Origin of the sequence: Sulfitobacter sp. S190 (assembly GCF_025141935.1) — a bacterium.
In the GTDB taxonomy this organism is placed as follows: Bacteria; Pseudomonadota; Alphaproteobacteria; order Rhodobacterales; family Rhodobacteraceae; genus Sulfitobacter.
The window spans coordinates 218,983-237,958 of the sequence record NZ_CP081120.1 but is presented as its reverse complement, the minus strand read 5'-3'; the positions used below and the strand labels follow the sequence as shown (position 1 = coordinate 237,958).

General features: G+C 56.7%; 19 protein-coding genes. 16 read left to right on the top strand and 3 right to left on the bottom strand.

Translation table 11 applies throughout. The features are described from left to right. Positions 1 to 101: 101 nt before the first annotated feature. Positions 102 to 1,763: a terminase large subunit gene (locus K3756_RS01170; protein WP_259990094.1), complete on the top strand. Its 1,662-nt coding sequence runs from the start codon at positions 102 to 104 to the stop codon at positions 1,761 to 1,763. A gap of 189 nt (positions 1,764 to 1,952) precedes the next feature. On the opposite strand, the gene K3756_RS01165 is transcribed toward K3756_RS01170, so the two are convergent. Next, positions 1,953 to 2,159 carry a hypothetical protein gene (locus tag K3756_RS01165; RefSeq protein WP_259990093.1) on the bottom strand — a complete coding sequence of 69 codons (207 nt, stop codon included), beginning with the start codon at positions 2,157 to 2,159 and terminating at the stop codon, positions 1,953 to 1,955. 326 nt (positions 2,160 to 2,485) lie between these two features. Then, positions 2,486 to 2,797: a hypothetical protein gene (locus tag K3756_RS01160; protein ID WP_259990091.1), complete on the bottom strand. Its 312-nt coding sequence runs from the start codon at positions 2,795 to 2,797 to the stop codon at positions 2,486 to 2,488. 26 nt (positions 2,798 to 2,823) lie between these two features. Between K3756_RS01160 and K3756_RS01155 the strand changes: the two genes are divergently transcribed. The 7 genes from K3756_RS01155 to K3756_RS01125 are packed head-to-tail and all read left to right on the top strand — an operon-like array spanning position 2,824 to position 7,948. Next, positions 2,824 to 3,453, top strand: a complete 630-nt coding sequence (locus tag K3756_RS01155; protein WP_259990089.1) for a MerR family transcriptional regulator — start codon at positions 2,824 to 2,826, stop codon at positions 3,451 to 3,453. A 52-nt stretch (positions 3,454 to 3,505) separates the two neighbouring features. Continuing rightward, entirely contained in the window at positions 3,506 to 4,732 is a 1,227-nt protein-coding gene (locus tag K3756_RS01150) for a phage major capsid protein (protein WP_259990087.1), read from the top strand. Continuing rightward, positions 4,732 to 5,013 carry a head-tail connector protein gene (locus K3756_RS01145; protein ID WP_259990086.1) on the top strand — a complete coding sequence of 94 codons (282 nt, stop codon included), beginning with the start codon at positions 4,732 to 4,734 and terminating at the stop codon, positions 5,011 to 5,013. The genes K3756_RS01150 and K3756_RS01145 overlap by 1 nt, the downstream gene beginning before the upstream one ends. After that, positions 5,010 to 5,543 (top strand): HK97 family phage prohead protease, encoded by a 534-nt coding sequence (locus K3756_RS01140; RefSeq protein ID WP_259990084.1) that lies wholly within the window; start codon positions 5,010 to 5,012, stop codon positions 5,541 to 5,543. The genes K3756_RS01145 and K3756_RS01140 overlap by 4 nt, the downstream gene beginning before the upstream one ends. Continuing rightward, positions 5,540 to 6,763, top strand: coding sequence for a phage portal protein (locus K3756_RS01135; protein ID WP_259990082.1), 1,224 nt, complete (start codon positions 5,540 to 5,542; stop codon positions 6,761 to 6,763). The genes K3756_RS01140 and K3756_RS01135 overlap by 4 nt, the downstream gene beginning before the upstream one ends. Further along, on the top strand, positions 6,756 to 6,947 hold the full coding sequence (locus K3756_RS01130; protein WP_259990080.1) for a hypothetical protein: 192 nt from the start codon (positions 6,756 to 6,758) through the stop codon (positions 6,945 to 6,947). Before K3756_RS01135 ends, K3756_RS01130 begins: the two co-directional genes overlap by 8 nt. Next, positions 6,944 to 7,948 (top strand): tyrosine-type recombinase/integrase, encoded by a 1,005-nt coding sequence (locus K3756_RS01125; protein ID WP_259990078.1) that lies wholly within the window; start codon positions 6,944 to 6,946, stop codon positions 7,946 to 7,948. The genes K3756_RS01130 and K3756_RS01125 overlap by 4 nt, the downstream gene beginning before the upstream one ends. Positions 7,949 to 8,091: 143 nt before the next feature. Here the strand turns inward: K3756_RS01125 and K3756_RS01120 are convergent, their stop codons facing one another. Next, positions 8,092 to 9,186, bottom strand: a complete 1,095-nt coding sequence (locus K3756_RS01120; protein WP_259990076.1) for a tyrosine-type recombinase/integrase — start codon at positions 9,184 to 9,186, stop codon at positions 8,092 to 8,094. Positions 9,187 to 9,439: 253 nt separating this feature from the next. Here K3756_RS01120 and K3756_RS01115 point away from each other — a divergent pair, with 253 nt between their 5' ends. Genes K3756_RS01115 through K3756_RS01080 form a run of 8 tightly spaced genes read left to right on the top strand, consistent with a single transcriptional unit; the run spans position 9,440 to position 18,641 of the window. Next, a complete protein-coding gene (locus K3756_RS01115; protein ID WP_259990074.1) occupies positions 9,440 to 9,976 on the top strand; it encodes a helix-turn-helix domain-containing protein in 537 nt (178 codons plus the stop codon). 4 nt (positions 9,977 to 9,980) lie between these two features. Further along, positions 9,981 to 10,277, top strand: a complete 297-nt coding sequence (locus tag K3756_RS01110; protein ID WP_259990072.1) for a hypothetical protein — start codon at positions 9,981 to 9,983, stop codon at positions 10,275 to 10,277. Between the two features lie 35 nt (positions 10,278 to 10,312). Then, positions 10,313 to 11,839 carry a class I SAM-dependent DNA methyltransferase gene (locus K3756_RS01105; protein WP_259990070.1) on the top strand — a complete coding sequence of 509 codons (1,527 nt, stop codon included), beginning with the start codon at positions 10,313 to 10,315 and terminating at the stop codon, positions 11,837 to 11,839. Beyond that, entirely contained in the window at positions 11,836 to 13,161 is a 1,326-nt protein-coding gene (locus K3756_RS01100) for a restriction endonuclease subunit S (protein WP_259990067.1), read from the top strand. The genes K3756_RS01105 and K3756_RS01100 overlap by 4 nt, the downstream gene beginning before the upstream one ends. Beyond that, complete coding sequence (locus tag K3756_RS01095; RefSeq protein WP_259990065.1) at positions 13,158 to 13,619, top strand: hypothetical protein; 462 nt, start codon at positions 13,158 to 13,160, stop codon at positions 13,617 to 13,619. The genes K3756_RS01100 and K3756_RS01095 overlap by 4 nt, the downstream gene beginning before the upstream one ends. Next, a complete protein-coding gene (locus tag K3756_RS01090) occupies positions 13,619 to 14,380 on the top strand; it encodes a DUF6615 family protein (protein ID WP_259990063.1) in 762 nt (253 codons plus the stop codon). Before K3756_RS01095 ends, K3756_RS01090 begins: the two co-directional genes overlap by 1 nt. Next, the gene (locus tag K3756_RS01085; RefSeq protein ID WP_259990061.1) at positions 14,362 to 15,501 is read left to right on the top strand and encodes a DUF4268 domain-containing protein; all 1,140 of its coding nucleotides are present in this window, start codon (positions 14,362 to 14,364) and stop codon (positions 15,499 to 15,501) included. The genes K3756_RS01090 and K3756_RS01085 overlap by 19 nt, the downstream gene beginning before the upstream one ends. After that, positions 15,501 to 18,641 (top strand): type I restriction endonuclease subunit R, encoded by a 3,141-nt coding sequence (locus tag K3756_RS01080; RefSeq protein WP_259990059.1) that lies wholly within the window; start codon positions 15,501 to 15,503, stop codon positions 18,639 to 18,641. Before K3756_RS01085 ends, K3756_RS01080 begins: the two co-directional genes overlap by 1 nt. Positions 18,642 to 18,976: the final 335 nt, after the last annotated feature.

Here is an 18,976-nt window from a genome sequence, read left to right as displayed (position 1 = left end):
TACTTAATTAGGATTCAAACCGGACCTAAAATTGATTTTGGACATTCTGGAACCGATTCGGGTCTGTCTTCAAGTCATAATATGGCAAGGATACTTACCTAATGGGTCAGCGTGGAAAGGGTGCCAAGCCGAAGTTATCTGTTGTCAGTGAGCAAGGTGCTTTCGGCTTCGCCCAGCACGAAGTTTCGGCGCTGCGCAGCGTTTTGCCCTGGGAGGAACCCGACCTGTCCCGGGTCGAAAGGGTCGGCGCTTTCCTCGAAGATCTACCGATTACGCAAGGTTCGCTGGCCGGCTCAAAGCTAGTGTTGCGCGATTGGCAATGGAACTTCCTTGAGGCGGTCTATGGAGAAGACGAAACCGGACGCCGCCCCGTACGCACCGCAGTGCTGTCGATGGCCCGAAAAAACGGCAAGACGCAGCTTGTCGCCGGCCTTGGGCTTTGCCACCTGCTGGGCCCAGAAGCGGAGAGCCGAGGCGAGGTCTACGCAGCCGCGAACGACAAAACGCAATCGGGCAAAACCTTCGCGGAGATGGTCGCAATTCTAGACGAACATCCCGAACTCGACGCCCGCTGCAACGTGGTCAAATTCAGCAAGCGGATTGAGGTTTTGAGCGGCCAAGGCAAAGGCTCGATCTTCGCTGCGCTGTCTGCCGATGCCAGCACCAAGCAGGGTCTTTCGCCCAGCTTCACGATCTACGACGAATTGGGCACCGCTCCAAAGCGCGACCTTTACGAAGCGCTCGATACTGCGATGGGCGCGCGCGATAATCCGCTATTGTGCGTGATAAGCACCCAAGCTGCGAGCGATCACGCAGTCATGTCCGAGCTAATCGACTACGGCAAAAAAATCAATGCAGGTGAGGTTGAAGATCCCAGCTTTCACCTGACGTTCTATGGGGCCGATATGGACGATGATCCATGGTCCGAGGCGACGTGGCTGAAGGCGAACCCGGCCCTGGGCGACTTCCGATCACTTGATGATGTGCAGCGGCAAGCGGCCCAGGCGAAGCGAATGCCCGCAGCGGAACAAGGTTTCCGAAACCTGATCCTAAATCAGCGCGTCGATGCGCACGTGCGTTTTCTCGCAAAAGCCGAATGGGACGCGAACGGTGGTGCGGTTGATTTCGAATCACTGGTCGGCCGGACCTGCTACGGTGGCCTAGATCTGTCGCAGTCGCGCGATCTCACTGCCTTTGTAATGGTTTTTCCTGATGGGCTAGGGTCCGTGGACGTCTTGCCCCAATTCTTCCTGCCTGAGAATGGCATTCGGGAAAAATCTGAACTCGACCGCGTTCCCTACGATATTTGGGCAAAGCAAGGCTTTCTGCGCCTCATTCCCGGTTCCGTCGTAGATCCCGGATATGTCGCAGAAGCAATCGCGGAGGCTTGCGACACCTACAACGTGCAGCGCATTGCCTATGACAAATGGCGTATCCAGGACCTTAAGCGCGAGCTTGCACGCATGGGCAGCAATATTCCATTGGAACCCTTCGCCCAGAGTTTTCGGGAAATGGCTCCGGCGGTCGACAAGCTGGAACGGATGGTTGCTGAGGCGAAGTTGCGGCATGCCGAAAATCCGCTGCTCACTTACTGCGCGTCGAATTCGGTTGTCGAGATGGATAACGCAGGCAACAGGAAGCTGGCCAAGAACAAGTCCAGCGGTCGGATCGATGGGATGGTGGCGCTGGCGATGGCGCTAGCCGCAATCGACCGCGAGGAAGAAGAAGCGATGCCTGCCTGTCTCGCGGAGCTCATGGAGTAGGGTTAGATGCACCCTGCGTTGTCCATCAGCGCGCAGCATCTCCGTTCGCCGGCGAGTGGGTAAACCCCGGCAGTCGCGCCCTTGTCTTCCATAGCAGGGGTTGAAACGGCAGGGCGGGCCATTTGCAAAGTGGCTCGCCCATCAGATTATTTTCCACAAACGAGAAAGGTGGAGCGGATCGGTTTAATCTTAAATCTCAGTTGTCCAGATTCTTTGGTACAAATCAGCGAGCCGGCGCTCTATTTCTTCAGCTTCATGCTTCAGATGGGGAGCGGCCTGCACAAAGGGATGCTCTACCAAAAATTCGGAGAGCTGCTGGGCAAATACGAAAGCTCTATCCCCCGCCTCGTGCTGCAATGCTGGGCTATTTTTTGCGTGGCGATCACTTTTCTGCATTTTCTGTCCTACAAAATATAGTTTCTCATCGGCCCCGCCCGCTCCGCTGTCTTCGGAGCACTTGAAAGTAGCCTCTTTTTGGGTAAGGGTGGAGCTGGGCGTAGAAACCCGGACTGTGATCGACCGCAACACCTGGACAAGGTTTTCCCACGTTGGCGCGTGGAGCGGTCAAAAGGCGATGGCGCTTGGCGGCGTATCGCACTTCGACATCATATGTCGGGGTGGCGACGCCATGCAAGACCCTTTGGGAAAAACGTCGCGCCTCTCTCACAGGAGGTTTCTACCACCCCGGCGCCAGCCCGCCGCTGGTATTGGCCGTAGAAAGCCTAAACTGTGAGAGTGTCGATATGACCCAACATGAATCGAAAAAATTTAGCACGCCAGACGAAACCCTCTGCCAGATGGAGGACCACGTATTCCACCTTCGCAATCTGAGTCATGCCCTTGACATGGCTGTGATGCACAGTTTTGAAGATCACGCCCCGCAACAGCATCGAGACGCCCTGGTTGGCGTCGCTGACGCGATGGTCCATGAAATTGGCCGGATGATTGAGCTTTGTCGGTAGGGCTTTTGGGAAGCCCGGAGTAGTTGAAGCGAGAAGGTGAGCAGGCTTAGGTGCAAATCTCTTGACGGTCATCAGATACAGCGTTAGTCATTTGACCCATGATGAATTTGTCGCCCCGAGAGCTTACGAAGCTTATCCACGAACGCTCTTTTAGCACGGACGAGCTTGTTTCGTTCTCTGGTGTGGATCCATTCACCTTTCGCAACTGGTTGAAGCGCGGCGTCATCAATGTTGGACAGAAGCACCGCGTTGGACGGTGGCTTTTCAGTCCAGCGGACATAATCCGCGTCTCAACGGTTGTAGACTTGGTGAATGACATAGGGGTTTCGCCTGCTGCTGCAAACACACTCGCCGATGCGGTTCTTTGGTTCCTCGAAACCTATATCGAACGAGCCGAAGAACACCGTTCTGCACCAGATTGGGATGGATTTTCGGTCCTTCCGGTTCCCATGGAAAACTTCGTCGTTTTGGCCACCATTAGCGGCAGCGAAGTCAGCTGGGGCGGCTACTACTGGACCGAAAAAATGCAGTTGAAATTCGGCTTTGGTCCAAGACGAAAACCGAAGGCCACGAAAGCGCTTCTTCAATTGACGCACGTCTCTGTCGGAGCTGGTGTCATAATTCAAGACGTCATGACCAAGGTCAGGGACGCCATGTCCAAAGCCGGGGCCACAACCGAACAACCCGCTGTGAAGCGCAGTAGCCCCGTGCCGGATGATCCGGCCTGATGGACCCAACCCCGCCGTGAGGCGGCATTTTCCCTTAGAAGGAACCTACCAGATGACTATCAAGGAAATTAAAGAGCAGCGGAGCGCAAAAATCGCAGAAATGACCGCTATCCGCGACAAGGCCCAAGGCGAAAATCGCGACCTGTCCGGCGAGGAGCGCAAGCGCTTCGACACACTCGAAGGCGAGGTTCGAGGCCTCAACAATCGCCTGACAGACGCTGAGAAGCTTGCGGAGTTTGAACGGCTCGAAGCAGGCGGCGAAACTGTTGCTAGTGGCGAAGAGCGCCGCAGCCTTGCGCGTTATTCATTGTCCAAAGCTGTCGCGGAGAGCCGCAGCGGCGTGCTGACCGGCTGCGAAGCCGAATGGCATCAAGAGCTCGCAAAGGACCGCGCCGAGGTGCGCGGCGTGATGGTTCCTACCGAGATCATCCTCGGCGGCGAAACCCGGGCCCTCACCGTCGGCGGGACCGGCGGTAACATGGTCGCTACTGACCTTGCGGCCATGACAGACCGCCGCCGCGCAGCGCTTCGTGTTGAAGAGATGGGCGCAACGATCCTGCGCAACTTGACTGGGAACTTGGAGCTGCCCCGCCTTTCCGCTTCCGGTAGCGCGGGCTGGGGTGCGGAGCATACCGACGCAACCCGCTCTGATACGACCCTTGCAAAAAAGGCAATGGGGCCCAAAACGGTCAGCGCGGAATATGAGCTCTCCCGCCGGATGCTCTTGCAAAGCAACCAGGCGCTCGAGCCTATCCTCCGAGCCGATCTGGCATATCTGCTCGCGCAGAAGCTTGACAGCGCGGGCATTCGGGGGGGCGGTGCGAATGAGCCGATAGGCATTCTTGCCGATGAAGACGTGCTGAGCTTGCCGGGCGGTGTCTTTGACAGCGATATTACTGCAGACCTCATTGCGGCGCTGGAAACCGACAACGTGACAGGCACAACTGGTTTTCTCACCAACCCAGCAGTGATGAACGCCGCCCGTAAGACAAAGGACAGCGACGGACACGTGATCCCGCTGTCAGAACTATTTCACAGCGAGCGGGCCGAAAGCTCGACGCAGGTGCCCGGCGATCTGGGCGTTTCAAACGACAAAAACGCCCTTATCTATGGCGAGTGGGCCAGCCTCTACATCGGCTACTGGTCCGGTGTAGATCTAATGATGAACCCTTATCATTCGGACGTTGCCAGCAAGGGGGGTGCAATCCTTCATGCATTCCTCGACACTGATGTACTCGTGCGCCACGCTGAAGGGTTCCGCTTCGCGGAAATCGACTGATGGTGACGCTGGCGGAATTGCGGAAACAGGTACGTGTCGAAGATGGGGAAACCTATTTCAACGATGATTTGTTGCAATGCCTTGAAGCAGCGATCGACCATCTGGCGTCGATCGACGTCGATATGGAGGCTGAACCCCTTCCGCCAGCGGTCAAACAGGCCACGCTGATGCTCGCCGCGCATTTTTTTGCGCATAAAGAGGCCACGGCAGAAGAAGGAATCAGGTTCACCCCGATTGGTGTCGACCGCCTCATTGCACCCTACCGGGAGGTAAACCTATGACCATCGAAAAACGGTTTCGTGCGGCTGAGCTGCGCACAAAGGGGCGGCGGCTGGAAGGCTACGCCGCTCTCTTCGGCGCAGAGGCCGAAATAGGGGATGATCTGGTCGAAACGATAGCTCCTGGTGCCTTTAAGGCCACCCTGGCGACACGCACCGATATTCTGGCACTGGTGGACCACGATCCGTCTCGCGTACTGGCCCGCACAAAATCCCGTACGTTGCGCCTGAGTGAAGATAGCCGCGGTTTGGCCTTCGACCTTGATCTGCCTGACACTCAGGCGGGTCGCGATGTGTTGGCCTTGGCCGAGCGCGGGGATCTGGGCGGCATGTCTTTTGGATTCAGCGCCGTTGATGACCAAATATCCGGCAATCGTCGTGAACTTCGCACGGTTGAACTCTACGAAATCAGCGTTGTCGCAGCGTTCCCCGCCTACCCCGATACGGTGGTGCAGGCGCGAGCTAGAACGACCAGAATTGTCGGCATCGATCATGCCTCACTGACCCTGAAGCTGTTGGAGTTGGACGCATGAGCTTTCTCAACCGCATTTTTGGCCGTGAACAGCGCAGCACAATCACTACGTCTGACCCGGCATTGGCCGAGTTTCTGGGCCACCGCGCGACAGGCGCTGCATTTGTTGACCCCAACCGCGCATCCGGCCTTGCCGTGGCCCAAGCCTGCATTTCGGTTATCAGTCAGAATTTGGCTGCAATGCCTCTAAACCTGTATCAGCGTGGCGAAGACAGCGGGCGCACCAGGGCAACTTCGCAACCCCTCTACGGCGCACTTCACGACATGATGAACCCGCAACTCACGGCCTTTGAAGGTCGCGAATTTCTGATCGTATCGCTTCTGACCGCAGGAAATGCCTATGCGCGGATCGACACGAACGGTCGGGGGCAGGTGACAGCTCTTTACCCGATCCACCCGTTAGAAATGACCGTCGAACGCCTCGATAGCGGGCGGTTGCGGTATACTGCCACAAACACGCGCGGACAGCGCAGCGTATTGCTTCAAGACGAAATCCTGCATCTGCGCTATCGTATTGGCCCCGATGGCGTCATGGGAGTTTCGCCGATCCAGCTTGCACGTGAGACTTTCTCATTGGCGCTGACACAACAAGATCAAGCCTGCAAGCAGGCGGGCCGTTCATTCCGCACAGAAGGCGCACTTGTCTTCCCAAACCCTCTTTCCGGGGACAAGAAGGAGTCCGCGCTGGACAAACTGCGCGACCGGATCGAGGGCCAGGTCGAAACATCCGGCCTCTTGGTTTTAGACGGTGGCATTGATTACAAACCGTTGTCGCTATCTTCCAAGGACGCCGAATTTCTAGAAAGCCGCAAGCTGACCAATATGGATATTGCGCGGATATTCAGCGTTCCGCCGACTGTGGTCGGCATTACAGACAATGCAACATATTCCAATGTTGATGGCGAGAGCCGCGCGCTGGTGGTGCGATGCCTTGCCCCTATGGCAAAGAGGGTTGAACAATCTCTGAATGCGGCCCTGTTGACGCCGCAGAGCCGCAGAACACTGTTTATCGAGCATGATCTAGCTGGGCTAATGAGGGGCGACATGAAGGCCCGCTACGAGGCTTACCGCGTAGGCCGAGAGTGGGGGTGGCTGTCACCTAACGAGATCCGCCAAATGGAGAACCTTCCCAACATCGATGGCGGCGAAGAGTACCTTTCTCCGCTCAACATGACCGAGCTGGGTAATCGCCCAGCCTTCGAAGGGGGTGAAGATGGGTAAACCACTTGCACCCTCTATGCCGACGCCCAAGCAAATCGAACAAGCATTTTCCGCTGCTAAGGAACTCTGCCCTGGCGTTCGTATTAAGGCGATTGGACCCGATGGGGTATCTTTCGAATATCCCGAAGAAAATTCTGCAGCCGGCGAATGGGAAGGGAAGCCGTTCTCAGGTGCTGCGGAATGAAAAAACTGCCCTACCTACGCTCTAAGCAACGCCGTGGCCGTTGGTTTCATACCTATCGCCGTGGTAATGTGGAGCGCTCTCTGGGCGTGCACGGGCGCCACCCTACTGACCCCAAGGTGTTGGCGGCATGGGCGGCTGAACACGCCCGCTGGCAGGACATGCCGCCTAACACAGATACGCCCGATGCTGGTACGTTCGCGTGGGCACTGGACCTTTACACCTCAGGAAACGACAAGTGGGCAAAGTATTCAGATGGCACCCGTAAGGCCCGCTCTGCGATCTTCAAGCGCTATCGCAAGGCCCAAGGTGCGCGTCCGGTCAAAACGATCACTGGTGAAGCCATAGAACGCGCCCTTTACGCAAAAGGTGGGCATGGCGCGGTGAACGAATACAAGGCGCTTAAGCCTGTCTTTGAACACCTGCGCCGCTTGGGCCTCATTCCCAAAAACCCGTTAGTTGGGATCGAACTGGACAAGCCAAAAACCGAAGGCTTTCCGGTGGCTGATGCAGAGGACATTGCAGCGTTTCAAAAACGGTGGCCCATTGGCACCCGTGAACGTCTTATCTTCGATCTGGGCCTCTATACTGGGGCGGCGCGATCTGACCTTGCCAGGCTCGGCCGCAAGAATATCAAAAGCGATCTGCTGATTTACGAGCGCCAGAAAAGCAAGGTCAAAGCGCGTGTGCCGCTGACTGCTGAGTTGCGGGCAGTGATCGACCGCACTCCCGATATTGCGCCGTCTTTCATTCTGACAGAACAAGGCAAGCCCTTCAAAGCGGCAAGCCTTGGCAACGCATTTGGCGATGCAGCGCGTGATGCCGGAATAGAATCCCGCCTTCACGGTTTGCGCAAAGCCTTCTGCATTTACTGGGCAGAGAATGACGCAACCACGCACCAGATTGCGGCGATGGCAGGCCACATGAGCCTGTCAGAAGTGGAACGCTACACCCGTGCGGCGGATCGTGAACGCATGGTGAAACTATTGGTGGGGGTTGCCTAAAATGGGACACGCCTACCCGAAAGCGGGACACACCCCCACAACCCAAAGTAATGAAAGGAAAAATATCTTGGAAATATTAGAATGGCGACCCCGGCAGGATTCGAACCTGCAACCTGCCCCTTAGGAGGGAACCGTTCATAGCGTTATTCCTTCTTTGGTTTTCGATGTTTGGGTGATTGTACAGCGTCTTCCTGTACATGGTTTGTGCGAAAACGGGCCCTGACATCGGCCTCATCTGTCTCTGCATGGGCGTAAATGCGCATGGGCAAATTCGGGTCTGACCAGCGGCCAGCCTTGGCTGCAGTGACAGGATCGACGCCTTGGCGCACGACCAATTCAGTGAAGAAGCCATGCCGTCCTGCAGGGTGTGCTGAGAGATATGGGATGCCCGCACTCTTGCAGATCGTCTTCCAGCGCGTGTTGTAGCCAGTGGAGCTGCCGTAGCCGAACACGCGGGGCTTCATGAACTTGCCAGTCTTGCGGTTCTTTGGCCGCTTGGGCGGCAAGGCCAACAACTCGTCCATCATCTGCGGCGATACCGTGATCCAGCTTTCCGGATGACCCTTCTGCGCCTTCACCCTGACCTTGTTCTCAGAGGCCTGCAGATCGTCAGGCTCAATCGAAACAGCCTGATCGATCCGCGCCGCCGTCTCGAACATGAACCGGACCAAAGCGGCGTTGTATGGGTCAGCGGCCCCGCAGAACGCCTCGATCCATTCCTTGTCAGCGGGCTTGCGTTCCACGCGGCTGATCTTTCCCCGGCGCTTGTCCTGGGCAATACGCTCGAATTTGTCGTATGGCTTCACTCGAATGAGCGGCGTACCTTCCAGCTCGTGCGCGTTGTTGATGACCGCACTCGCGGGCGTCACGATCTCGCGCCACCAAGTGTCGGTGGACGCCTTCGGCTTCAGTTTCGGCCCAAGACCCTTCAAGAGCGCACCAGATATGGCACCCAATGGCATGTCGCCAATCTCTTCGACAATCGGGATCAACTGCTTCGCAGTCTTGGGGGAGGCGCTGTAGAGCATGATCGCATCAGAGAACGTTTTGCTCGGTTCATCGCCGACGACATGGCGACGTATCTGCAGCTCGGTCTCGCGATTTATCCAGTCCCGTGCGCCTGCTTCTGTAGATGCCTTAGTGCTTCGCCGGTATGGGCCTGCGATTGGCCTGCCGTTGTACTCGACCCAGCCCTTAGCCCAGAAGAAGCGACCCCTCTTGTAGATTTGGAGCGGCATGCCTGGCCTCCTTCAAATATCTTGTCGATCTGCGCGGGCGTGATCAGCATGGTCCGCCCAAGGCGATAGAAGGCACCTGTCTCGTTTGCCCTCTCGCGCAAAGTCCGTTCTGAAATGTCGATGCCCATGCCCGACATGACATCAACCCATTGAGCGGGTGTCTTCCCATGCCCCAGGATTTGCGAGCTATCTGATTTGTCGGTCTCTGCCATTTCAGTCGTCCTTGTCCACTTGAGTTGAAGCTGCACGCCGCATGGAATCGCTTGTTAAGCACCATTTGACGTGGTCAGATGGGAATAACCGGAATAGTTCGTCATTTTTTGCAATGTTCGCGAAAAAATACGATCTCGTCAAATGGAAACTGCGAATGGCGCGGAAAGACGCTGAACTGTTTGCTTCGATGGGTGCGCGTTTAACCATCGCGCGCAACGAAGCAGGGTTGTCTCAAGCTGCGATGGCTGAAGCGCTCGGTGTCTCGCCAAGGGCTTATCACAGCTACGAGAAGGGCCAGCGCGGCATTCCGGTGGAAGCTTTGGTGGCGTTCGGTGAGAAATTCGATGTCGATGTGCCTTGGCTATTATTGGGCACCAAGGCGATACGCGCAGGGCACGATTTCAATGCTCTGAAGGAGATCGAGACTTCACTTGATCAGCACCTCAACGCGGAGAACATCAGGATTAAAAGTGAAAAGCGTGGGGCAATCGTCGCGCGTTGGTACCAGTCGCATGTCGAGGGGAGGGAAGTAACAGATGATGACGTTCACACTTGGATCGAACTCGTGAGGGAGTAAGTAAATGAAAAAACCAAGCAACAAATGGAAGAAACTTCGCCGCGCTGCGCTGGAACGCGCGCGCCGCAACATCGTCGAACCACTGGAGCCGCTCCATATGGTCCTGCTGGCGACTAACGCGCTCTATCTGATCGGCTTTCTTAGGCTGACCTTCGCGGGTCAACCCTATGACTTTACGTGGATATCCGGTGCAGGCATCCTCGCCATGGCATTTTTCGGCCTTCTTGTGCCCATACTCACTGGCTCAGTCCTCACACTGCATTTCGCCAGCCGCAGATTTGACCGCCTGATGTCCAACTGACGACCCAATTTCATACCGAGTAGAAAGAGTTTCGAATGGCAGAACGCATTGAAAAGACCCTCTTCGCCGCCGCTGACAAAATGCGCGGGGCGATGGACGCGGGCGAATACAAACATGTCGCCCTGGGCCTTCTCTTCCTCCGCTATGTCTCTGCCGCGTTCGAAGCGAAGCGGGCCGAATTCGCCAAGGATGAATACATCGACCTCGAAGACCCCGAAGAATACGAGGCCGAAAACATCTTCTGGGTGCCTGAAAAGGCCCGCTGGGACCGGCTCGCCGCCAATGCCAAGGCAAACGACATCGGCGTGCAGGTGGACGACGCCATGCGCGAGATCGAGAAATCGAACCCCTCGCTGCAGGACGCGCTGCCCAAGGTCTTTGGCCGCGCCAACCTGGACCGCGCCATCGTCACGGGCCTGATCGAGATGTTCACCAACCTTGAACTGCACGGCACCAAATCCGACTTCGACCTGATCGGGCGCATCTACGAATACTTCATCGGGGAATTCGCCTCGTCCGAGGGCAAGCGCGGCGGGGAGTTCTACACACCCAAATCTATCGTTTCGATCATGGTTGAGATGATGGAACCGACCCATGGCCGCGTCTATGATCCCTGTTGCGGTACCGGGGGCTTCTTCGTCCAGTCCGAGAAATTCATCGCCGCGCATCAGGGCCGGGTCGATGACATCGCGGTCTATGGGCAGGAACGCAACCACACCACCTTTCGCCTCGCCCGCATGAACCTTGCGATCCGGGGCATCTTTGGCGATCTGCGCTGGAACCAGGAGGGCACGCTGACCCGCAACGCCTTCCCGGATGAGCGGTTCGACTTCATCCTCGCCAACCCGCCCTTCAACATATCGGATTGGAACGGCGAGGCGCTGCGCGAGGATCAGCGCTGGCGCTTTGGCGCGCCGCCGAACGGCAATGCGAACTTTGCCTGGATGTCCCATATCCACCACCACCTGTCCGCCAACGGCATTGGCGGGGTGGTCATGGCCAATGGGTCGATGTCGTCCATGCAATCGGGTGAGGGCGACATTCGCAAAGCGATGGTCGAACAGGACGCGGTGGATTGCATGGTGGCGCTGCCGGGGCAGTTGTTCTTTGGCACACAAATCCCTGCCTGCCTGTGGTTTCTGGCCAAGGACAAATCCAACGGCACGGCGGCGGGCGGCACGCTGCGCGACCGGCGGGGCGAGGTGTTGTTCATCGACGCCCGCAAGATGGGCGCGCTGATCGCAGGGTCGCGCAAGCAAAAGGAACTGTCAGAGGAGGAGATCGCCAAGATCGCCACCACCTACCACGCCTGGCGGGGGGAGGAGACGGACGCGCCCTATGCCGACGAGGCGGGGTTCTGTGCAAGCGTCAAGGTCGCGGAGATCGCCAAGCACAATTACGTGCTGACCCCGGGCCGCTATGTGGGCGCTGGCGCGGTGGAGGAGGACGACGAGCCTTTCGACGAGAAATTCGCGCGGCTGCGCACCGAGTTGCTGGGGCATTTCGAGGAAGGCCGACGGCTGGAGGCCGAGATCGAGGCGCGGTTGGGGGGCTTGGTGTGAGCGTCACAGTCGACCTAGGCGAACTAGTTGATCGAAAAGTTGTATCTCTGCAAACTGGACCTTTTGGCTCGCAATTGCACTCTTATGATTATGTCGAACAGGGGGTTCCTGTCGTGCCGACCGAAGGCATTCAAGGTGGCCGGTTGGATCATAGCGTTCTTCCAAAGATTTCACCCGAAAAGGCAGATGAACTTGCACGACATCGCCTCAAATTCGGTGATGTCTTGTTTGCTCGTCGGGGCGCTCAGGCTACCGGCAGAACCGCGCGTGTACGGCTTGGCGAAGAGGATTTCATTTGCGGTACAGGTGCGATTCTTGCGCGAATTCATGATAAGGAGGTCTTGGACCCTGACTATTTTGCGTGGTTCTTGCTCTCATCGGAAACTGTTGAATGGATCAGAGAGCAGGCAATTGGCGCTACGATGCCCAACCTGAATGCTGGCATAATTAAGCGTATTTCGCTCCCACTGCCGCCGCTCCCCGAACAACGCGAGATTGCGGGGGTGTTGGGGGCGCTGGATGACAAGATCGAGGCGAACCGGAAGGCGGCGGCCTGTCTGGAAGAGATGGCGCGGGCGCTCTATCGCTCGTGGTTCGTCACGTTCGACCCCGTCCACGCCAAATCCCAAAACCGCCCCCCCGCCCACATGGACCCAACCATCGCCGCCCTCTTCCCCGACCGTTTCAGCGAGAACGGCCTGCCGGAGGGGTGGGCTATCGACAGTTTCAGCAATCTATTTGACTTGATCAGTGGTGGAACACCGAAAACCTCAGTGCAGGAGTTCTGGGGCGGCAGCATACCATGGTACTCAGTTGTTGACGCCCCTTCGGATGGTCAAGTCTTCGTCCATAAAACGGAGAAAGCGATAACCAAGCGTGGTTTCGAGAAGTGCTCTGCCAAAAAAGTACCGAAGGGAACTACGATCATTAGCGCTCGCGGAACCGTTGGGAAATTAGCAGTGGCAAGCGAGGAAATGGTCTTTAACCAGTCTTGCTACGGTTTGCGCGGAAAGCACGGTGACTTTCCGGCCTTTGTGTACTTTTCTTCAATGCGAGCCGTCGAGCAATTGCAGTCGATGGCACACGGCTCTGTTTTTTCAACGATAACTCGGAAAACCTTCGATGGATTGGACTTAGTCCAGCCCAAGCGCCAAGTCTTGGATGCTTTCGAATTGGAAGTTGGGGCGTTCTTGGAAAAGATACTAATACACGGGAGAGAAAACCAAACCCTCGCCACCCTCCGCGACACCCTGCTGCCCCGCCTCATGACCGGCACCCTGCGCGTCAAAGCCGCAGAGGCGGAAGTGGAGGCGGTTCTATGAGCGCACCGAAACCCTACGATGTCTCCGTCCCGTTCCTGATGGCCGAGGCGGACCCCGAGGTGGACTATTTCGATCCCATCCAACGCTTCGCCGCAGAACGCATCGAAGCGCTCGCCAAACGCGTCATCATCCGCCTGCAACGTCTCGACGCCTCGGGAATTTTCGATGGAGAGGCCCAAGGCCTCAAAACCGTCTGGGACGAATGGTGCTGGTATCAGGAGAAGCACGACAGCGACACCGGCATGCTATCCTGGGCTGCGGAAGAAACCCTCGACGGAATGATTGCTGGAACCGTCTCCGAACTTCCCCATTCTGAAGCCGTCCTGATCAGCTGCGGCGTCAGCGAAGATCAAGCCCACATGCCCGCCCGCAGCGACGACGACATCTGCGCGGTCGTGCGGGAGGTTGTGACAGAGGCGGCGAGCAAACGATCCATGGATCGGTTCGAGGTTTGGTGATGACTGCGTCGATCACTCTCCGTGACTATCTTCGCAGGCGAGCGGCTTGGGTTTGGAACGAGCAAGGCCATGCTTTCAAACGTGGTTTGGCCCTTCAGGAAGAGACTCTCACCGAAATGCTGTTGCTGCGCATGGCCCGCGACCAAGCCAAGCACGGGCTGACCGTGACCATGTTCAACAAGACGGAGGAAGGCATCAACGGGGCGGATTGGGAATGGATCGTTCGCACCCCTTGGTGCGATCTGGGTTTGCGTGTTCAGGCCAAGCGGCTCTACCATTCCAGCAAAGGATCGGACTATGGCGGCCTTGATCCGGCATCGGGCCAATCCGGCAAATTGATTGCCAATGCACGGACTTGCATCCCGCTTTATGTCTTCTTCAACCACGATCACGGCTCTAACTCCAAGTTGCTGCACGGCGGCGGCGAATATCCTTTTCGCGGGCGAAGCTATTGGGGGTGCTCTGTCGCCTGCGCCAAGAAGGTTGAGGCAGAAAAGTCCAATGTTCTGAGCAAACTCAAGAAGCATATGAAGCCGTGGCATCGCCTGGTCACCAGTTCTGGCAAATGTGCTGCAAAATCGGCCTTGGGCATCGATCTTGGCGAAGCGGAGCGTTCTATGCCGCAGGACAGGCGCGATGTTTTCGAGCGTATCAGGGAGCGTGATTTCATGTCTCTGTACATCATTGAGCGTGACCTTGCCGGTGTCGCAATTTTAGACTTTTCCGATTTCAGAGGTGATAGATGTTCCGCGTTGATTTGAACCAAAACCGATTGTCCAGGCTTGTCCAGAAGCGCTTTGCCGATCTGAACCTGCGCGAGCGGGACCATTTGCAGGAATGGCTGGCCAACCAGCCCGACGCGCTCGGCGAAGATCTGTTGATCATCCAGAAAGAATTCGACGGCTTTGACGCGACGCGCGAACGGCTGGACCTGTTGGCGCTCGACAAGGACGGCAATCTGGTTGTGATCGAGAACAAGCTCGATGACAGCGGGCGGGACGTGACTTGGCAAGCGCTGAAATACACGGCCTATGTCTCGGGCCTAACCAAGACGCAGATCGTGGACATCTACCAGCAATACCTCGACCGCTACGAAGGCGGTGGCAACGCGGCGGTGCGCATTTGCGAGTTTATGGAAGTTGAGGAGCTGGAGGAGACCGTCCTCAATCCCGGCAACGATCAGCGGATGATATTCATCGCTGCCAACTTCCGGCGCGAGGTGACGGCGACGGTGCTGTGGCTGTTGAGCCGGGGCATCCGCGCGCAATGCTTCAAGGTGACGCCGTTTTCCTTTGGCGACGAGTTGATGGTGGACATCCAGCAGATCATCCCGACGCCGGAAGCGGCAGATTTCATGATCGGGATGTCGAGCAAGGAAAACGAGGAAAAGGCGGTTCAGGACACCCAGAAGAAGCGCCACAAGCTGCGGCTGGATTTCTGGGAGGTTGCGCTGGATCAGTTGCGGGCGGATGGCGCGGAGCTGTTCGGAAGCATCAGTCCCACGAGAAGCCATTGGTTGAGTGCAGGTTCTGGCGTTCGGTCCTGCCCATTTCAGCTAGTTTTCCTGCGCAAAGAAGCGCGGGTTCAGTTGAGCTTTGAGCGAGCGAATGCTGCGGAGAACAAGTGGCTGTTCGATCAGTTGTATGAGCAAAAACAGCAGATCGAGACTGAGTTCGGGGCGGAATTGATCTGGCGTCGGATGGACGACAAGAAGCAGAGCCTCATCGTTTTTTCGGAGGATTTTGACGGATATAATCGCGAGGCCTGGCCAGATATGGCGAGCTGGTTGTCTTCGCATATCCAAAAGCTGGAACGCGTATTGGGTGAACGCCTGAATGGTCTGAATATTCCTGACCTGTCGCTCGGTGAGGAGGTGGACTGATGGCCTTCGCTTCCGAAGACGATCTCGAACAATGGGCGCTGGAAGAGTTGCGGGGCTTGGGCTTTGCCTATCTGCATGGCTCTGAGCTGTCGCCCGAGAACGAAGCGCCCGCGCGGGATAGCTTCCGCGAGGTGCTGCTCCTTGGACGGCTTGATGAAAGCCTGCGGCGGCTGAATCCAGACCTGCCGGATGACGCGATCCGGGCCGCGCTGAACAAGGTGCGCGACACCGAATTTGCCGGTGACCTGATGTCGGAAAACTGGCGCATCCATGAGGTGCTTGTGGCCGGGGTCCCTGTCTCTTGGTTCGAGAGCGGTACTGAGCGGTCAGATATCGCGCGCCTCGTCGATTGGGAAAACCGCGAGAACGATTGGTTGGCGGTCAATCAATTTGAGGTGGTCGGTCAGACAGCGCGGCGTCCCGACGTCATCCTGTTCCTCAATGGCCTTCCTCTCGTCGTGGTCGAGTTGAAAGGAACCGAGAGCGGAAGTCTCAAGGGGGCCTATAACCAAATCGAAACCTACAAGACGCAAGTTCCGGACCTCTTTAGGACAAACGCATTCAACGTGATCTCGGAAGGTGTCACTGCGCGGTTCGGCTCGCTCTCTGCAAATTATGATCGCTTTATGCGTTGGCGCACGGTCGATGGTGACACGCTGGTCGAGAATGGCTCAGCCCTGGCTTTGCAGACACTTATACAAGGTCTTCTCGAACCGGTCGTCATTCTGGACATGCTGCGGTTCTGCACCGTCTTTGAGGATGAGGGCAAAGGCCCCATCAAGAAGATCGCGGGTTATCATCAGTTTCATGCTGTGCGCAAAGGCGTTGCCGCAGTCGCCCGCGCACGTGGGAACGATGGGCGTGGCGGCGTGATGTGGCACACGCAGGGTTCCGGCAAGTCCTTGCTAATGGCCTTTCTCGGTGGCCGCTTGATGCGAGACCCCAGGCTGGAAAACCCGACTTTGGTTATCATCACGGACCGCAACGATCTGGACAATCAGCTGTTTGCAACGTTTTCGCGATGCTCGGCCTTGTTCGGTGAAATGCCCGTTCAGGCAGAGGACGTTCCAGATCTTCGGAAAAAGCTTGGTGATCGCAAGGTTGGGGGCGTGATCTTTGCCACGATACAGAAGTTTCGACCGGAGAAAGGGCACACAGATTTCGGACTGCTGACCGACCGCTCGAATGTCATCGTCTTTGCAGATGAGGCGCACCGTTCGCAGTATGGTTTTGACGCAAAACTGAACCGGGAGACTGGTGAGACCAAGTACGGCTTTGCGCATCATATGAGGACTGCCTTGCCCAATGCTGTTCACGTCGGCTTCACTGGCACACCTATTTCTCTTGTTGGTGCGGACACTCAGGCGGTCTTTGGTGACTACATCGATATCTATGATATCGCCCAGGCTGTCGCCGATGGGGCAACCGTACCCATCTACTACGAAGGCAGGGTTGCGAAAATCGAGATGAGCGAGGAAGCCGGCGATCTGCTCGACGCAGAATTCGACGAGATCATCGAAGACGCCGAGGCGGATGGAGCCGTTTTCGATGAAGACACCAAAGGCTCCATGACGACCAAGTGGACGCAAATCGAAAAGCTGGTGGGCTCCGAGAAGCGTCTCGACGCAGTTGTTTCGGATATCTTGGATCATTTTGATGCACGTTTAGAGGCTATGGACGGCGGCAAAGCAATGATTGTCGGTATGTCACGCCGTATCTGCGTTGAGGTGTACAAGCGGATCGCTGCGGCGAGACCTGATTGGCATTCAGACGAGGATGGCGCAGGCGCAGTAAAGATTGTCATGACCGGAGCCGCGCAAGACCCCGCTGACTTCCAGCCGCACATTAGGTCAAAGGCTCGGCTGGAAAACTTGAGAAACCGATACCGCGATGCTTCCGACGGCCTGAAGCTGGTGATTGTCCGAGACATGTGGCTAACGGGATTCGATGCGCCTTGTATGCACACCTTGTACGTGGACAAGCCGATGAAGGGGCACGGCCTTATGCAGGCTATCACGCGCATCAATCGCGTGTTTGGGGCCAAACCTTCTGGGCTTGTAGTGGACTACATTGGTCTTGCGGCAGACCTTAAAAAGGCTCTCAAGCACTATTCGAATGCGGACCAGAAGCAGACAGGCGTAGACCAAGGCGGGGCCGCCCACGCGTTGCTGACGCAATTGGACGTCATGAGATCGATGTTCCATGGCATTCCGTACATGGACGCAGTCAAGGGAAGCGCCGTGGACAGAATTCGCGTACTTCCCATGGCTATCGAACACGCGTTGACACTCAAAATCGATGGGCAAGAGCCTAAGGATCGCCAAGGCTCAAAGAAACGTTTCATGACCGCCGTTGCGGGCTTGGTTAAAGCATTCAGGATTGCTTCTGGAACGTCGGAAGCACGGGAAGTCAAAGACGAAGTTGGTTTTTTCATCGCGGTTCAAGCTGCAATACGAAAAATGGATGCTTCGTCGAGTAAGGCCAGAACGGCCGAGGAGGCAGAACTTGCAATCGCTCAGTTGCTCAATCGGGCTGTCGCTTCGACCGAAGTGATTGACATACTCGAGGCTGCGGGCGTGGACGCTCCGGACTTGAGCGTGCTGAGTGAGGACTTCCTGATGGGACTACAAAATAACCCCCATAAGAACCTTGCTGTTGAGGCTCTGAAGAAGCTGCTGAACGGTGAGATCAGCTCGCGGACCCGAACCAACAAAGCCCAGAACGAAGCGTTTTCCAAACGTCTTCAAGATGCGATGGCGCGGTATCACAACCGAAGTATCGATGCGATCCAAGTGATCCAAGAAATGATCGAGATGGCCAAGGAACTTCAGTCGCAGCCAGAAGATGGGCTATCCGCTGAAGAGGTCGCCTTCTATGATGCTCTCGCGCAGAATGACAGCGCAGTGCAGCTCATGGGTAACGAAGAGCTGCGCGTGATCGCGCAGGAGCTTGTGAACGCTGTGCAGAGCACCTCGTCTGTCGATTGGTGGCGAAAGCAAAATGTGCGCACCAAGATGCGTGTTGTTATCAAGCGCATCCTGCGCAAGCACGGCTTCCCGCCTGACTTGCAGTCAGAGGCGGTGAAGAAGGTCGTGAAGCAAGCTGAAGTCCTGGCTCGAGAGATGCCGCGAGCGGCATAGAGCAGGGAAGACTCGAAGTGACTTTAAGTTGTCAATTGACAACTTAAAGAAAGAGGCCTATTTAATGTCCAGAAAGTCGCACAAGTCCAAGGAGATTGAGGCTGTTCTGCGTGAGCTTGAAGCCTTGGGTTGGACAGTCACTCTACGTCCGGGGCGCGGCCATGCGTGGGGCCTGATCCGATGCCCGAACAACGATCCAGACTGTCGGTGCGGTGAGTTTTGTCAGATGGGTGTCTGGTCGACGCCTCAGAATCCGGGCCGCTTTGCGCGGCAACTGAGAAGTCGGGCGCTTGGTTGCACGAAGCTCGACGACACCAACGAAGGCCTGCAAGGGG